This window comes from Kitasatospora sp. NPDC091276 (assembly GCF_040684355.1).
Lineage (GTDB): Bacteria > Actinomycetota > Actinomycetes > Streptomycetales > Streptomycetaceae > Kitasatospora.
The window spans coordinates 1-15,023 of the sequence record NZ_JBFBFU010000029.1 but is presented as its reverse complement, the minus strand read 5'-3'; the positions used below and the strand labels follow the sequence as shown (position 1 = coordinate 15,023).

The window sequence follows — 15,023 nt, the reverse complement described above, 5'->3', positions numbered from 1 at the left end:
ATGCCGCTGTGGCACGTCTACCACCCTCCCGGCACCTACACCCCCGGGCAGAAGCAGCAGCTCGCCGCCGACATCACCGGGTTCTACACCCGCTTCGGGCTGCCGAAGTTCTACGTGATGACGCTCTTCCACGAGATCGGCGCCGACTCCTTCCACGTGGGCGACCAGCCCGCGCACGACGCGGTGCGGATCGTGGTCGAGCACATCGCCCGGCACACCGAGGACCCCGACCTGCGCAAGCGCACCCGGGAGGCCCTCGCCGCCCTCCTCGCGCCCCACACCACCGGGCGCGGCCTGTACTGCGAGTTCCACATCGACGAGACGCCCCGGGACCTGTGGATGATGGACGGGATCGCCCCGCCCCCGTCCCAGAGCGAGGCCGAACAGCTGTGGGCCCGCGAGAACCGCCCGACCCCCTACTGATCCCCTGCCGGCCTCCTGCCGGTCTCCTGTCGACGGACGCCCCGGCACGGCGCCGCCGTGGGAAGTCGGACAGGCCGACTTCCCACTCCAGGACCCACCGCCCCGGCACCCCTCGGGCGGTGGGTCCTGGCCGGTTCAGGCGGGTTCAGGCGGGTTCAGGCGTCGAGGGTGATCTCGGGGTAGCGCGGGGAGGGGGCGTCGAAGAGGGTGGTGGGGCGGCGGCGCAGGTGGAGCTGGAAGTAGGCGGTGAGGTAGGCGCGTTGGGCGGTGACGGCGCGCAGCGGGTCGCCGGTGCCGAGGAAGTGCTCCAGCTGGTCGGCGGGCCAGGCGATCACGTCCTGCCCCTGGGGGACGAGGAGTTGGAGGTCGGTGTAGGACAGGTGGCCGGAGCGGGTGAGGGTGAGCCGGCGGCGCCAGCCCGTCAGGTGGGGCCACAGGGTGTCCCACATGGCGTCGCGGGCGGGGCTGGCCCAGGTGGAGGCCATGAGCAGCAGGGGACGCGGCTGGTCGGCGGTGGCGCAGGTGCCGAAGAGGGGGCCGTCGAGGACGGCTCCGGCGCGGATGCGGGGGTCGTCGTGGAGGGCCTGGGCGGTGGTGGCGCCGCCCATGGAGTGGCCGAACATGGCGACGGCGTCCGGGTCGAGGGCCTGGGCGAGGCCAGCGGGCAGGGGGCGGTGATCGGCGTCGGGGTCGGCGGCGAGGTCGGTGAGGCGGTCGAGGACGAGGCGGACGTCGGCGGCGCGGTAGGCGACGATGTCGGCGTCGGTCATGGCCTGGACGGCGGCCTTGTCGCGCACTTCCAGGCGGTGTCCGGGGAATTCGGTCTCGCCGGCGTCGAAGGTGTGGTCGACGGCGGCGACGACGTGGCCGTGGGAGGCGAGTTCCTCGGCGAGGGCGGTGTTGAAGGCGGAGTCGCCGCCGGAGCCGTGGGAGTTGAGGACGACGGGGTGGCGGCACGAGGTCTCGGCGGGGGCGTCGGTGTGGGCGTGGGTGGTGGGCCAGTCCAGGCTCGCGGCGGGGACCTGGAAGTAGGCGGTCTCCAGGTGGGCGGTCTCGGCGGGGCTCATCCAGGGGGCGCGGGGGTGGCCGGCGACGCGGGCGGCGGGGTACCAGAGGCGGGTGCGCAGTTCGCGCGGGCGCGGGGTGGGGGCCCAGCGGTCGGGGCGGGCGGGGTCGACCAGGTGCAGGGTGGTGGTGCCGACGGGGTGGGGCCCGGTGGGGGCGGGCAGCGTCAGGCGCGGGGGCCGGTCCGGGGGTGAGGGCGGGGCGGCGGCGCGGGTGGCCGCGCGGGCGGGGACGGTGCCCGCGGCGGTGAGCAGGGCGGTGGCGGCCAGGGCGGCCAGGGCGCTGCGGCGGCCGACCCGTGGGGCGGTCACGGTGTGCGGGGCGGCGGCGGTGTGCGGGGTGGTCATGGGCCCACGGTGGCGGGTCGGGCCCTGCGTGCGCGTCGGGCCGGCGGAGGAGCTGCCGGGCGGCGGGTACGACCGCGGGCATAGGCCCCGGGGCGCAGGCCTCAGCCGGAGACGGCGGGCCCAGCGGGCGCGGCAGGGGCGGCGGGCGCACCGGTGAGGAGGGCGTCGAGCAGGCCGGGGAAGCGGGCGTCGAGGTCGGTGCGGCGCAGGCTGACGAAGCGGTTGCGCCCGGCGACGCGGGTGGTGGTGACGCCGGCCTCGCGCAGGACGCGCATGTGGTGGGAGACGGTCGACTTGTGGAGGTGGTCCAGGCCCAGGTCGCGGGGGGCGCAGGAGTGTTCGGCGCCGTCGGCGTAGCTGAGCAGCAGGGTCATCCGGACGGGGTCGCCGAGGGCGTGCAGGACCGTGACGAGGTCGATGTCGGCGGTGGTGGGCTGGGGCAGCCGCTCGTCTTCGGTCATGGCGCGTGGTCCTCGTCGGCTGGACATTGGTTTGACAATCATCCACCCATCCCTAGTGTTTGACGAGCGTCAAACTGTTGCCCTATCGTCAAACAATCGGGGGGCTTTCCCATGCCCGTACGCCTGCTCCTGCTCGCCCTCGGCACCTTCGCCATGGGCACCGACTCGATGGTCGTCGCCGGCATCCTCGGCCCGATCGCCGCCGACCTGGGGGTGTCCGTGCCGGCCGCGGGCCAGCTGGTCACCGTCTTCGCGCTCGGCTACGCGCTGCTGGCCCCGGTGCTGGCCGCGCTCACCGCCCGCTGGCCGCGCCGGCGGCTGCTGCTGACCGCGCTCGCGGTGTTCAGCGCGGCCAACGCGCTCAGCGCGCTCGCCCCCGACTACGGCCTGCTGCTGGCCACCCGGGTCCTGGCGGCGGCCGGGGCCGCGCTGTACACGCCGACCGCCAACGCGGTGGCCACCACCCTGGTCGCCCCCGAGCGGCGCGGACGGGCGCTGGCCACCGTACTGGGCGGGATGACGGTGGCCACCGCGCTGGGCGTGCCGCTGGGCACCTGGGTGGGGCGCGGCGACTGGCGGATGACGATGTGGCTGGTCACCGCGCTGGGCGTGGCGGCGCTGGCGGGGCTGGCGCTGCTGCTGCGCGACCTGCCGGCGCCGGTGGCGGCGCCGGGGCTGCGGGCGCGCCTGGCCCCGCTGGGGCAGCGGCGGGTGCTGGGGGCGGCGGCCACCACGCTGGCGTTCTTCCTGGCCTTCCAGTGCGTCTACATCTACCTGGCCACCGCCGTCTCGGGGGCGACCGGGGGCGACGCGGACCGGCTGAGCCTGGTGCTGCTGACGGCGGGCGTGATGTCGGTGGCGGGCAGCTGGCTGGGCGGGCGCCTGGTGGACCGGGTCGGGGTGCGGCGGGTGCTGCTCACCGGCTCGACGGTGGCGGCGGGCGCGTTCGCCGCGCTGCCGTGGCTGGGGCGCAGCATGCCGGGGGCGCTGGTGTACGCGGCGGTGGTGCCGCTGGCGGGGTGGGCGGTGTCGGTGGCGCTGCCGCACCGGCTGGCGTCGATCGATCCGGGGAACGCGCCGCTGCTGATCTCGCTGAACAGCAGTGCGCTGTACCTGGGGACGGCGGCCGGGGGCGTGGCGGGCAGTGCGGCGATCGCGGTGCTGGGCGGGCGGTGGTTCCCGTTCGCGGCGGCGGGGCTGGCGCTGGTGGCGGCGGTGACGGCGGCGGCGACCACGCGGGACGCGCGGGCGGGTGCGCCGACGGAGGAGGAGGCGACGGTGCCGGCGCCGGCACCGTCGCGGTCCTGATCCTCGGGCGGGCGGGGTTCGGCGGGCGGGGCCTCAGCGGGCGGAGCCGAGGTTGCGGTCGGCCTCGGCTCCGGCGAGCAGCAGGGTGGTCTCCTCGATGCGGCGCAGGCGCCCGCAGGGGCCGTACTGGCCGAAGAGGTAGACCTCCATGGAGACCTGGGTGCCGTCGGTCTTGAGGACGTCGACGGTGTGCCGGGTGGCGGTGCGGTCGCCGTCGTGGAGTTCCTCGTGGACCTCGACGCGGCCGGAGGCGACCACGGCGCGCAGGTGGCGGATGTGGTCGGTGAAGGCGGCGCGGTCGTCCCAGCGGCCGTCGGTGCGCTGGCGGTAGTCGGGGGTGAAGTGGCGCTCGACGGCGGTCTCCAGGTCGAGGCCGGGGGTGAAGAGCAGGTCGTCGAGGGCGGCGGCGATGGTGGTGCGGGGGGCGGTGGCGGGCATGGGGGTTCCCTTCTCGGAATCCGACAATGCGTGCGTGGCGCACGCTTCATGGGATGAGCGTACCCCAGGAACGCGTGCGTCGCGCACGCTATGATCGGGGGGTGGACCACTCCCCCGAAATCCCCGACCCCGACCCCGACCCCGACCCCGTTCCTGAAACTGCCTCCGGCCTCGGGGACGCCGTCGCCCAGGCCCTGGCCGTCCTGCTGCGCCGCCCCGCCCGCGCCGCGCTCTACCGGCGCCTGACCGAGGGCCTGGGCGAGGCGGTGGACGAGGTCACCTACCCCGTGCTCTCCGGCCTGGCCCGCACCGGGGCGCGCAGCGCCGCCGACCTGGCCGCCGAGATCGGCCTGGACCGCTCCGGGGTCAGCCGCCGGGCCACCCGCCTGGAGGAGGCCGGGCTGCTGCGCCGCGAGGCCGACCCGCGCGACCAGCGCGCCACCCTGCTGACCCTGACCGGCGCCGGCGAGCGCACCGTGGCGGTGATGCGCCGGCGCCTGGCCGGCGGCATCGAGGAGGCGCTCGCCTCCTGGCCGCCCGGGGAGGCCGAGGCGTTCGCCCGGTCGCTGCGGCGCTTCACCGAGCAGGGCCCGTTCGGCTGAGCACGGGGCGGCGGAGCGAAGGAGCAGCGGGGCCAAGGAGCAGCGGGGCCAAGGGGCGCGCGGGGCGGCGGGGTTAAGGGGCGACGGGGCGCGCGGGACAGCACCTCCGGGAAGGACGGGCCCGGAAAACGCGGGTGCCCCGGGCCGGGGAACCGGTCCGGGGCACCCGCGGGCGCGGGGATCAGGCGCCGAGGACCTCGCCGACCAGGGCGCGGGCCTCCTCCTGCACCCGGGCCAGGTGGCCGGTGCCGAGGAAGGACTCGGCGTAGATCTTGTAGACGTCCTCGGTGCCGGAGGGGCGGGCCGCGAACCAGGCGTTGTCGGTGCACACCTTGATGCCGCCGATCGGTGCGCCGTTGCCGGGCGCCTCGGCCAGCACCGCGGTCACCGCCTCGCCGGCCAGCTCGCCCGCGGTGACCTGCTGCGGGGAGAGCCGGGCCAGACGGGCCTTCTGCTCGCGGTCGGCCGGGGCGTCCACGCGGGCGTAGGCGGGGGCGCCGTGGCGCTCGGTCAGCTCGCGGTAGTAGGCGCTGGGGGTGGCGCCGGTGACGGCGGTGATCTCGGAGGCCAGCAGGGCCAGCAGGATGCCGTCCTTGTCGGTGGTCCACACCCCGCCGTCGCGGCGCAGGAACGAGGCGCCGGCCGACTCCTCGCCGCCGAAGGCGATCGAGCCCTCCGCCAGCCCGTCGACGAACCACTTGAAGCCCACCGGCACCTCGACCAGTTCGCGCTTGAGGTCGGCGGCGACCCGGTCCAGCATCGAGGAGGACACCAGCGTCTTGCCGACCGCGGCGTCGACGGGCCAGTCCGCGCGGTGGCGGTACAGGTAGTCGACGGCCACCGCCAGGTAGTGGTTGGGGTTCATCAGGCCGCCGTCGGGGGTGACGATGCCGTGCCGGTCGGCGTCCGCGTCGTTGCCGGTGGCGATGGCGTACTCGTCCTTGCGGCCGATCAGGGAGGCCATCGCGGACGGCGAAGAACAATCCATGCGGATCCTGCCGTCCCAGTCCAGCGTCATGAACCGCCAGGTCGGGTCGGTGACCGGGTTGACCACCGTCAGGTCCAGGCGGTGCGTCTCGGCGATGCGCGCCCAGTACGCCACCGACGCCCCGCCCAGCGGGTCCGCGCCGATGCGCAGCCCGGCCGCGCGCACCGCGTCCAGGTCGAGCACGGCGGGCAGGTCCTCGACGTAGGTGCCCAGGTAGTCGTGGCGCCCGGTGGTCGCCGCCGCCAGCGCCCGCGCGTACGGGACGCGCTTGACGCCGCGCAGGCCCTCGCGGATCAGCTCGTTGGCGCGGTCCTGGATCCAGCCGGTGGCCTGCGAGCCGGCCGGGCCGCCGCTGGGCGGGTTGTACTTGAAGCCGCCGTCGCGCGGCGGGTTGTGCGAGGGGGTGACGACGATGCCGTCCGCCAGCGCCCGGGGGCTGCGCCGGTTGTGGGCCAGGATCGCGTGCGAGACCGCGGGCGTGGGGGTGTAGCCGTCGGCCGCGTCCAGCAGCACCTGCACGCCGTTGGCGGCCAGCACCTCCACCGCCGTCACCTTCGCCGGCTCCGAGAGCGCGTGCGTGTCGGCGCCCAGGAACAGCGGTCCGGCGATGCCCTGTTGGGCCCGGTACTCGCAGATCGCCTGCGTGGTCGCGGCGATGTGGTCCTCGTTGAACGCGGCGTCCAGCGAGGACCCGCGGTGGCCCGAGGTGCCGAACGCCACCCGCTGGCCGACCTCCTGAGGGTCCGGGTTCAGCGCGTAGTACGCCGTCACCAGCCGCGCCACATCCACCAGGTCATCCGGCTGCGCCAACTGCCCGGCCCGTGCGTGTGCCATCCGTCTTCTCCCGCCAACTTCCCGTACGCGTCCTTGCCCCGTGCCACCGATCGTAGCCAGAACGCGACCGTGCCCCGAACCGCGAGGCGGGGCGGGGCACGGCGGGGCCGGGGTTCAGGGGCCGGGGTTCAGGCGGGCAGTTGCTGGCGGTAGGCGTCCAGGGCGGGCGCGGTGGTGGTGGCGAGGAACTCGGTCACCGTGTAGGCGACCAGGCCCTCGCGGGCGAAGGGGTCGGTGCGGGTCAGCTCCTCGACCGCGGCGCGGTCCTCGCCCAGCGCGATGATCACCCCGCCCTCGCGCGGCACCTTGCGGCCCGAGGCGAGGAACGTGCCGGCCTCGTAGTGCCCGCGCAGCCACTCGACGTGCTGCGGCAGGGCGGCGTCGATGCGCTCCAGCGGGGCGGTGTACGTCAGCTCAAGTACGAACATGCGACCAGGCTAGCCCCGCACGGCAGGGGCCTCGCGGCCGGGGCTCGCGGCGTGTAGCGGACCCCATTGTGCCAGTTCAGCGGGGGGTTGCGGTAGGACGCAGAGCACCCGGATCACGCCTTGCCGGGGGGCGGGCGCAGCCCGCAGACTCGTCCGCATCCACTCCTTCGGCCACGCGCCGGCCCCCTGCCCAGGGCGGCCGGGGCGCGCGCCGTGCTGCGCACGGGCCGCATCGCGCCGGGGGCGGTGGGCGGTGAACGGACGAAGGGGGACGCGAGGATGACGGTGCACAGGGACGTGGCGCACAAGGACGTGGCGCACAAGGATGTGGCGCACAAGGATGTGGCGCGCAGGGACGTGGCGCACAGGGACCTGGTGCTCAAGGCGCGGGTGCGGCTGCTGAGCCACAACGAGTGGGTCCTGGACGCCCCGGAGGGGCTGTGGGTGTACCGGGCGCTGTTCCCGGTCAGCCCGCACGTGTACGCCTACAAGCTCGCCCACGTGCTGTGGACGGCGGCCGCCTCGCCGCGGGTGGCGCACCTGCCCGAGGCGCGGCGGGCGCTGCTGGAGGAGGCGCGGGCCGCCTGCGCGCACATCCCCGCCGGCGCCCCGGCCCACCAGGTGCGGATGCGGGAGTACGTCGCGGCCGCGCTGGCGGAGCTGGAGCGGGAGCAGCAGGAGGGGCGTGCGGGGAGGTAGGTGGTCGCGGGGTGGTTGCGGTACAACAATCCCTATTTGACGACTGATCGGAGAAGTTCTCGTATGAGCAGTTCAGGTCTGTCCCGCCGCGCACTGATCGCCGGCGCCGGCGCCGCCGTCGTCGGCTGGAACACCGCCGCCCGCGCCTGGGCCGCCGAGCCGGGCGAGGACGTGGATCAACTGCCGGCCCTGGACGGCACGGTGGCCCTGCGGGGCGCCGAGGTGGAACGGTTCTCCTCCGACTTCGGGCACCTGGTCACCGCCTCGCCCCGCGCGGTGCTGCGCCCGGCCTCGGTGCGCGACGTCCAGAAGGTGGTGGCCTTCGCCCGGCGCCACCGCATCCCGGTGGCGGTCAACGGGCAGAGCGGCGACCAGGCGGTCGTCGGCGACGGCGGGCTGGAGTCGCACTCCAGCTACGGCCAGGCCAACCCGCGCGGCGGCATCGCGATCGACGCCCGGGGGCTGTCGCGGATCCTCTCCGTCGGACCCGGGCTCGCCGTGGTGGAGGCGGGCGCCACCTGGGCGCAGCTGACGGACGCGGCGCTGGCGGCGGGCTGGATGCCGCCGTGCCTGACGGACTACCTGCACCTGTCGGTGGGCGGGACGCTCAGCGTCGGCGGCATCGGCGGGGCGGTGCAGCGCCACGGGCTGCAGGCGGACACCGTGCGGTCGCTGGACGTGGTGACCGGCACCGGCGAGCTGGTGACGGCCTCGCGCGAGCACAACCGGGAGCTGTTCGAGGCGGTGCTGGCCGGCGGCGGGCAGGTGGGGATCATCGTGCGGGCCACGCTCGCCCTGGTGCCGGCGCGCGAGCGCGCCACCGTGTTCACCCTGGCCTACGACGACGCGGACCTCTACCGCGCGGACCAGGAGAAGGTGCTGGCCCAGGGCCGCTTCGACCTCCAGGTCGGCAACGTGGTGCGCAGCGCGGACGGGCAGCGGTGGCGCTACACGGCGGAGCTGGTGGCCTACGGGGACGCGGGGCGGGCGGTGGACCGGGAGGCGCTGCTGGCGGGGCTGCACGGGGTGCCGGGCGAGACGACGGTGGTGGAGCAGAGCTGGCGCGAGTACGCGTTCCGGGTGGACGCGTTCGCGGGGTACCTGCGGGCGGCCGGGTTCTGGGGGCTGCCGAAGCCGTGGCTGAGCCTGTTCCTGCCCGCCTCGACGGTGGGGGTGTTCATGCGGGAGGCGACCGCGCTGCTGACGGCGGCGGACCTGGGGGCGGGGCTGCTGCTGTTCTACCCGTACGCGCGGGCGCGGGTGGGGGCGCCGCTGGCGGTGCTGCCGCAGGAGCCGGTGGGCTGGCACTTCGACCTGCTGGCGTTCCCGGCGCCGGGGGCGGACACGGCGGCGATGCTGGAGCGCAACCGGCGGCTGTACGACCGGGCGGTGGCGCTGGGCGGCAAGCGCTACCTGATCGGGGCGGTGCCGGGGATGACGGGGGCGGACTGGCGGCGCCACTACGGCGGTCTGTGGGAGCGGGTGGAGCGGGCCAAGCGGCGGTGGGATCCGGCGGGGATCCTGGCGCCGGGCCAGGGCATCCACGCCGGCTGACGGCCGGGCCCCGGGCCGCCCGCGGGGGGGCGGGCGGCCCGGCGGGGGCGGGCGGCCCAGCGGGGGGCGGGCGGCCCCCGCCGGGGGGCGGGTAAAAGGGGGTCAGGTGATCTCCAGCTGCGCCATCATGCCCATCGCGGAGTGGTCCAGCAGGTGGCAGTGGTAGGGGTAGCGGCCGCGGTAGGAGTCGAAGAGGGCCTGGAGGCGCACGCTCTCCCCCGGCAGCAGGCGCACGGTGTCCTTCAGGCCGGACTCCGCCGGGCCGGGCGCGGCGCCGTTGCGCGCCAGCACCCGGAACTGCACCAGGTGCAGGTGGAAGTTGTGCGGGACGTCCTTGTTGGCGTTGACGACCGTCCAGATCTCCGAGGTGCCGAACGCCACCGAGGCGTCCACCCGCGCCGGGTCGTACACCTTGCCGTCGATCAGTCCGAGCGGGGCGGCGCCGGGCTTCTCCTGGTACTCCAGGACCACGGTGCGCTCGCGGGCCGCCGCGCCCAGGGCGGGCAGGGTGCGCAGCTGGGCGGGGACGCGGCTGGGGTCGTCGGCGGCGCGGGTGATGTCGAAGCGCAGGACCTGGCCGACGTGTTCGGCGGGGCCGGGGGGCATGGAGTTGGTGAGGACGATGCTGGAGCCGACCGGGTAGCGGGAGAAGTCGACGACGACGTCGGCGCGCTCCCCGGGGGAGAGGTCGACGGTGTCGGTGACGTGGGGGCGTTCCAGCAGGCCGCCGTCGGAGCCGATCTGGGTGAGGGGGCCGCCGTCGGCCAGGCGCAGGGAGAAGAAGCGCAGGTTGGAGGAGTTGAGCAGGCGCAGCCGGTACTTGCGGGCGGCGACCTCGACCTTGGGCCAGGGGCGGCCGTTGGCGAGGATGGTGGTGCGGTTGAGGGGGTCGTCCATGCGGTAGACGAGGCGGCCCTGGGGGTCGAAGCGGGCGTCGCGCAGGGCGATGGGCAGGTCGTAGCGGCCGGCGGGCAGCGGCAGGGCGGCTTCGGTGGCGTCGGTGATCAGGTAGGTGCCGGCCAGGCCCCGGTAGACGTGCTCGGACTCCAGGTGGTGGGCGTGGTCGTGGAACCACAGGCTCGCGTGGGGCTGGTCGTTGGGGTAGGTGTAGGTGCGGGTGGCGCCGGTGTCCAGGAGGTTCATGGGGCCGCCGTCGGAGGCGACGGGGACGCGGGCGCCGTGCAGGTGGACGGAGACGGGGTCGTCCAGCAGGTTGGTCTGGCGCACCACGACCGGGCGTCCGGAGCGGGCGCGGATGACGGGGCCGGGGAAGGCGCCGTTGTAGGTGAGGACGTCGGTGCGGTGCCCGGGCAGGATGCGGGCGTAGGCCTTGAGCATGGTGACGGCGTAGGTGTCGGCGGCGCCGTCGGTGGAGACGGGGGCGAGCACCGGGGGCAGGGGCATCGCGGCGGTGAACTTCGGTGCCAGGGTGGGGCCGGCGTCGGGGCCCGGGTCGGCCTCGGCGGCGGAGGCGGCGGGGCCCGGGTGGGTGTGGGCGGCCGCGGCGGCGGCGGTCTCGACGGAGGCGGCCGGGCGCAGGGTGGTGCGCATGAGCAGGACCCCTCCCCCGGTCGCCAGGGCGGCGCCGATCATCCTGCGTCTGGTCACCATCGCGCGTCCTCCTGCTGCCGGCCCGGTGTGGCGGTGTGCCCGTGCGGCCCCGGCGGGTGGGGCGGGGGCGGGTTCCGGGGGTGATTGCAGCAGCGGATCCTTGCGCCGGGTTGGGGTCCGGCTGAGGCCCGGTGGACCGCGCGGGGCGGGTCGCGGGCGGGGCGCGCGGTGAGCTGCGGGTGTTGCGGGCCGCTTGCGGCGGGCGGTCACCGTGGCTCGCAGAACACTGGAGGATCCCTCGAAGGGAAGGGCCGGAGCGTGGACCTGCGGTACTGGCTGCCGAGGGCGGCCGAGGTCGCCGAGCAGTGGGGAGAGCGGTTCGGGCCGTACAGCCCGCATCCCTCGCACCAGGTGGACGACGCGGACTTCGCCGCCGCGTTCGAGCGCTTCGCCAAGCGCCTGGAGCACAACTACCCGTTCTTCCACCCCCGTTACGCCGGGCAGATGGTCAAGCCGCCGCACCCGGCCGCCGTCGTCGGCTACCTGACGGCGATGCGCTTCAACCCCAACAACCACGCCTACGAGGGCGGGCCCGCCACCAACGACATGGAACGCGAGTGCGTCGCCCAGCTCGCCGCCATGTTCGGCCTGCCCCGCCACGTGGGCCACCTCACCAGCAGCGGCACCATCGCCAACCTGGAAGCCCTGTACGTGGCCCGCCAGAGCCACCCCGGGCTCGGCGTCGCCTACAGCGCGCAGTCCCACTACACGCACAGCCGCATGTGCCACGTCCTGGGCATCGAGGGCCACGCGGTGGCCTGCGACGCGGACGGGCGCATGGACGTCGACGCGCTGGCCGCCCTGCTCGCCACCGGCCGCGTCGGCACGGTGGTCGTCACCGCCGGCACCACCGGGCTCGGCGCCGTCGACCCGGTGCACGAGGTGCTGGCACTGGCCCGCCGCCACGGAGTGCGGGTGCACGTGGACGCCGCCTACGGCGGGTTCTTCGCCCTGCTGGCCACCGACGACACCCAGGCCGCCGCCCTCGGGCTGGACCCGGCGCCGTGGCGGGCCATCGCCGGCTGCGACTCCGTCACCGTCGACCCGCACAAGCACGGCCTCCAGCCCTACGGCTGCGGCGCGGTGCTGTTCGCCGACCCCGACATCGGCCGCCACTTCGCCCACGACTCCCCCTACACCTACTTCACCGACGCCGAACTGCACCTGGGCGAGATCAGCCTGGAATGCTCGCGCGCCGGCGCCGCGGCCGCCGCCCTGTGGCTGACCCTGCAACTGCTGCCGCTCACCCCCCAGGGCCTGGGCGCCGTCCTGGCCGGCGGGCGGCGCGCGGCCCTGGCCTGGGCGGATCTGATCGAGGACAGCCCGCACCTGACCCTCCACCAGCGCCCGCAACTGGACATCGTCACCTACCACCCCACCCCGGGTGGGGCGCCGATGTCCGCCGTCGACGCCGCCAGCCGGCACGTGCTGCGCCAGGGCATGGCCGACGAGCAGGACCCGCTCTACCTGAGCCTGCTGCGGGTGGACGCCGCCGACTTCACCCGCCGCCACCCGGCGGCCGCGGCCGACGCCGACGGGGCCTCGGTGCTGCGCAGCGTCCTGATCAAGCCCGAGGCCGAGGACCACCTGCCCGCCCTGCACGCGCGCCTGACCGCGCTCGCCACCGCCCGGCCCTGAGGCCCCGACATCCCCCGTACGAGCGCGCCCCCCGTACGACCGCCCTGCCGCCCCGCCGCCCGCCGCCTGTCTGCCGAGGAGTGTCCGTTGACCACCGCCACCGTCCCGCCGGGCGCCGCCCTCGCGGCCCCCGCGGTCCGCCCCGCCCGCCCCGAGGAGGCGCCCGCCCTCGCCCGGGTGCTCGCCGCCGCCTTCCACGACGACCCGCTCACCCGCTGGGCCTTCCCCGACGACGCCCACCGCGCCCGCATCCTGCCCGCCTTCTTCCGCGTCCACGTCGACCAGTGCCTGGCCCACGGCGGCGCCCTGACCGCCCAGCACCCCGACGACGCCGCCCCCGTCGGCGCGCTGCTCTTCCTGCCCCCCGGCGTGTGGGAGCACCCCGGGGGGCAGGACCAGGCGGCCGCCCGCGCCCTGGACGCGGCCGTCGACGCCGACGCCCACCCCGAATCCGCCCGCCGCCTGGCCGCCATCACCCGCCTCCAGGCCCGCCGCCACCCGCGCCACCGCCCCCACCACTACCTGGCGTTCGTCGGCGCCCACCCCGACGCCCGCCACACCGGCACCGGCACCGCCCTCCTGCGCGCCTTCCTGGCCCGCGTCGACCACGACGGCCAGGCCGCCTACGCCGAGACCAGCTCCCCCGGCGGCGCCCGGGTCTGCGGCGCCGGCGGCTTCACCCGCTTCGGCGAGGCCATCGCCCTGCCCGCCGGCGGCCCCCGCCTGACCCCCGTGTGGCGGGGCCCCCGATGACCACCCACACCCTCGACATCGACACCGCGCTGCGCATCGACACCGCGCTGCGCGTCTACTCCCCCGAGCAGATCGACGCCGGCGCCGCCGACCACCACCCCGAGGCCGCCGAGATCCTCGCCTGGAGCCGGCGCTTCCTCACCACCGCCCACCCCGACCTCGGGCGCAGCGGCCCCGTCTGCCCCTACACCCAGCCCTCGCTGCGCCGCGGCCTGTTCCACGTCGCCGTCGCCGACACCGGCGCGGGCGGCGACCTGCCCGCGCTGGTCGGCGAGCTGCGCGCCTGGTACGACCGGCTGCTGGCCGGCCTGACGGAGGAGTCGGACCGGGAGCTGCTGACCGTGCTGCTGGTGCTGCCGGGCCTGGACCGGGCCGACTCCACCGCGCTGGACGAGGCGCAGCGCAAGGCCAAGGACGAGTTCGTCGAACAGGGCCTGATGATCGGCCAGTTCCACCCCGTCTGCGAGGAGGGGGGCCTGTGGAACCGCTCCTTCAGGCCGCTGCGCGCGCCCGTGCCGCTGCTGGCGGTGCGCAAGCTCCTCGTCTTCGACCTGCCCTTCCTCGTCGACGACGAGGCCCACCTGGCCCACTACCTGGCCCGCTTCGCCCCCCAGGTCCCCGCCCGCATCCGCGACCAGCTGGTCTCCGGCATGACGGAACACCGCAGGACCGCCCGCCTGACCGCCGCCTGAGCCGCGGCCCCCCTGCGCGCGGAGCCGGGTCGGCGCCCGGCTCCGCGCGCGCCCCACCGGGGAAAATCGCTGGCGGCGGTGGCGCCCGGCGTGAAGGCTCTCACCGTGGCGCTTCACGAGAACGAGGTCTTCGCGGACCAGGCGGTCGTCCGCTCCCTGCTCCGGGAGCAGCGGCCGCAATGGGCCGACCTGTCCGTCTCGCCGGCCGGCTCGGGCACGGACAACACGATGTACCGGCTCGGCGACGACCTGCTCGTGCGGCTGCCGCGCACGGCGCAGAGCGCGGACTCCGTGCGCAAGGAGTTGACCTGGCTGCCGCGGCTGGCGCCGCACCTTCCGTGCCGCGTCCCGGAGCCGGTGCACGCCGGGGCCCCGAGCGCCGTGTTCCCGCTCGCCTGGTCGGTGTACCGCTGGATCGACGGCGAGGAGCCCGGCCCGGGGTCGGTCACCGACTGGCCCGCCTTCGGGGCCGACCTGGCGGCGGTCGTCAAGGGCCTGCACTGCGTCCCGCTCATGGGGGCCGTCCGCCGCGGCGCGCTCCACTGGTACCGCGGGGGCGACCTGCGCGACAGCGACGAGTCGATCACCGCATGCTTCGAGAAGTGCCGGACGATCCCGGGCCTGGACCTCGACATCGAGCACCTGCTGCACCTGTGGCGCAGCGCGCTCGACCTGCCCGGGCCGTCCGGGCGCCAGGTGTGGCTGCACGGCGACCTGAAACCCTCCAACCTGCTGGTCCGGCAGGGCGGGCTGCACGCGGTCATCGACTTCGGATGCCTGTCGGTCGGCTTTCCCGACGCCGAGCACGCCACGGTGTGGGACCTTCCGTCCCCGGCCCGCCAGGCGTACTGGGACGCCCTCGGCCTCGACGACGTGACGTGGCTGCGGGCCCGGGCGTGGGCGGTCGGCGTCGGGGTCGGCGGGCTGTCGTACTACTGGGGCACCTATCCCGGTTTCGTCGGCGAATGCCTGGCGCGGCTGTCCGCGATCCTGGAGGCCGCCGGCGCGCGGTGAGCCGTCCCGGCCGGTCGGGACGGGTTCACCGCGCGCGTCGGTCGCCGACTCGGATGCGCCGGGACGGCGGCCCTCAGGTCGCGCGCTGTCCGTGGAGGAGGACGGGCAGCGCGCGGCCCGCCAACGCCTCGCTGACGCGGGCGGTCTGGGAGGGCGCCATGACGTCGG

Annotated in this window: 15 protein-coding genes; 9 read left to right on the top strand and 6 right to left on the bottom strand. The window is 75.7% G+C overall.

Translation table 11 applies throughout. The annotated features are described in order from the left end of the window. A complete protein-coding gene (locus AB0O19_RS29700) occupies positions 1-423 on the top strand; it encodes a tautomerase family protein (protein ID WP_363623909.1) in 423 nt (140 codons plus the stop codon). A 155-nt stretch (positions 424-578) separates the two neighbouring features. On the opposite strand, the gene AB0O19_RS29695 is transcribed toward AB0O19_RS29700, so the two are convergent. Next, positions 579-1,835: an alpha/beta hydrolase gene (locus AB0O19_RS29695; protein WP_363623907.1), complete on the bottom strand. Its 1,257-nt coding sequence runs from the start codon at positions 1,833-1,835 to the stop codon at positions 579-581. 101 nt (positions 1,836-1,936) lie between these two features. Further along, complete coding sequence (locus AB0O19_RS29690) at positions 1,937-2,296, bottom strand: helix-turn-helix transcriptional regulator (RefSeq protein ID WP_363623905.1); 360 nt, start codon at positions 2,294-2,296, stop codon at positions 1,937-1,939. 111 nt (positions 2,297-2,407) lie between these two features. Between AB0O19_RS29690 and AB0O19_RS29685 the strand changes: the two genes are divergently transcribed. Next, positions 2,408-3,604, top strand: a complete 1,197-nt coding sequence (locus AB0O19_RS29685) for an MFS transporter (protein WP_363623903.1) — start codon at positions 2,408-2,410, stop codon at positions 3,602-3,604. 33 nt (positions 3,605-3,637) lie between these two features. Here AB0O19_RS29685 and AB0O19_RS29680 read toward each other — a convergent pair whose 3' ends face one another. Beyond that, on the bottom strand, positions 3,638-4,042 hold the full coding sequence (locus AB0O19_RS29680; protein WP_363589174.1) for a nuclear transport factor 2 family protein: 405 nt from the start codon (positions 4,040-4,042) through the stop codon (positions 3,638-3,640). Between the two features lie 194 nt (positions 4,043-4,236). Here AB0O19_RS29680 and AB0O19_RS29675 point away from each other — a divergent pair, with 194 nt between their 5' ends. After that, complete coding sequence (locus tag AB0O19_RS29675; RefSeq protein ID WP_363624086.1) at positions 4,237-4,644, top strand: MarR family transcriptional regulator; 408 nt, start codon at positions 4,237-4,239, stop codon at positions 4,642-4,644. 181 nt (positions 4,645-4,825) lie between these two features. Here the strand turns inward: AB0O19_RS29675 and pgm are convergent, their stop codons facing one another. Then, a complete protein-coding gene (gene pgm, locus AB0O19_RS29670; RefSeq protein ID WP_363623901.1) occupies positions 4,826-6,466 on the bottom strand; it encodes a phosphoglucomutase (alpha-D-glucose-1,6-bisphosphate-dependent) in 1,641 nt (546 codons plus the stop codon). A gap of 128 nt (positions 6,467-6,594) precedes the next feature. Further along, on the bottom strand, positions 6,595-6,894 hold the full coding sequence (locus tag AB0O19_RS29665; protein ID WP_063352966.1) for a YciI family protein: 300 nt from the start codon (positions 6,892-6,894) through the stop codon (positions 6,595-6,597). A 279-nt stretch (positions 6,895-7,173) separates the two neighbouring features. On the opposite strand from AB0O19_RS29665, the gene AB0O19_RS29660 reads away from it, so the two are divergent. Then, the gene (locus AB0O19_RS29660; protein WP_363623899.1) at positions 7,174-7,593 is read left to right on the top strand and encodes a hypothetical protein; all 420 of its coding nucleotides are present in this window, start codon (positions 7,174-7,176) and stop codon (positions 7,591-7,593) included. A 63-nt stretch (positions 7,594-7,656) separates the two neighbouring features. Then, entirely contained in the window at positions 7,657-9,147 is a 1,491-nt protein-coding gene (locus tag AB0O19_RS29655; RefSeq protein ID WP_363623897.1) for an FAD-binding protein, read from the top strand. Positions 9,148-9,249: 102 nt separating this feature from the next. Here AB0O19_RS29655 and AB0O19_RS29650 read toward each other — a convergent pair whose 3' ends face one another. Then, positions 9,250-10,758 (bottom strand): multicopper oxidase domain-containing protein, encoded by a 1,509-nt coding sequence (locus AB0O19_RS29650; protein WP_363623895.1) that lies wholly within the window; start codon positions 10,756-10,758, stop codon positions 9,250-9,252. Between the two features lie 258 nt (positions 10,759-11,016). Here AB0O19_RS29650 and AB0O19_RS29645 point away from each other — a divergent pair, with 258 nt between their 5' ends. From AB0O19_RS29645 to AB0O19_RS29630, 4 genes are all read left to right on the top strand, one after another. Beyond that, positions 11,017-12,396, top strand: a complete 1,380-nt coding sequence (locus tag AB0O19_RS29645) for an aminotransferase class I/II-fold pyridoxal phosphate-dependent enzyme (protein WP_363623893.1) — start codon at positions 11,017-11,019, stop codon at positions 12,394-12,396. Positions 12,397-12,483: 87 nt separating this feature from the next. After that, positions 12,484-13,149: a hypothetical protein gene (locus AB0O19_RS29640; protein ID WP_363623892.1), complete on the top strand. Its 666-nt coding sequence runs from the start codon at positions 12,484-12,486 to the stop codon at positions 13,147-13,149. After that, on the top strand, positions 13,146-13,841 hold the full coding sequence (locus AB0O19_RS29635) for a DUF6875 domain-containing protein (RefSeq protein ID WP_363623890.1): 696 nt from the start codon (positions 13,146-13,148) through the stop codon (positions 13,839-13,841). The genes AB0O19_RS29640 and AB0O19_RS29635 overlap by 4 nt, the downstream gene beginning before the upstream one ends. A gap of 105 nt (positions 13,842-13,946) precedes the next feature. After that, on the top strand, positions 13,947-14,855 hold the full coding sequence (locus AB0O19_RS29630; protein ID WP_363623888.1) for an aminoglycoside phosphotransferase family protein: 909 nt from the start codon (positions 13,947-13,949) through the stop codon (positions 14,853-14,855). The last annotated feature ends 168 nt before the right edge of the window (positions 14,856-15,023 follow it).

Coding starts and splice junctions, on each gene's coding strand:
- AB0O19_RS29700 (WP_363623909.1), top strand. CDS start 1: ATGCCGCTGTGGCACGTCTACCACCCTCCCGGCACCTACACCCCCGGG.
- AB0O19_RS29695 (WP_363623907.1), bottom strand. CDS start 1,835: ATGACCACCCCGCACACCGCCGCCGCCCCGCACACCGTGACCGCCCCA.
- AB0O19_RS29690 (WP_363623905.1), bottom strand. CDS start 2,296: ATGACCGAAGACGAGCGGCTGCCCCAGCCCACCACCGCCGACATCGAC.
- AB0O19_RS29685 (WP_363623903.1), top strand. CDS start 2,408: ATGCCCGTACGCCTGCTCCTGCTCGCCCTCGGCACCTTCGCCATGGGC.
- AB0O19_RS29680 (WP_363589174.1), bottom strand. CDS start 4,042: ATGCCCGCCACCGCCCCCCGCACCACCATCGCCGCCGCCCTCGACGAC.
- pgm (WP_363623901.1), bottom strand. CDS start 6,466: ATGGCACACGCACGGGCCGGGCAGTTGGCGCAGCCGGATGACCTGGTG.
- AB0O19_RS29665 (WP_063352966.1), bottom strand. CDS start 6,894: ATGTTCGTACTTGAGCTGACGTACACCGCCCCGCTGGAGCGCATCGAC.
- AB0O19_RS29660 (WP_363623899.1), top strand. CDS start 7,174: ATGACGGTGCACAGGGACGTGGCGCACAAGGACGTGGCGCACAAGGAT.
- AB0O19_RS29655 (WP_363623897.1), top strand. CDS start 7,657: ATGAGCAGTTCAGGTCTGTCCCGCCGCGCACTGATCGCCGGCGCCGGC.
- AB0O19_RS29650 (WP_363623895.1), bottom strand. CDS start 10,758: ATGGTGACCAGACGCAGGATGATCGGCGCCGCCCTGGCGACCGGGGGA.
- AB0O19_RS29635 (WP_363623890.1), top strand. CDS start 13,146: ATGACCACCCACACCCTCGACATCGACACCGCGCTGCGCATCGACACC.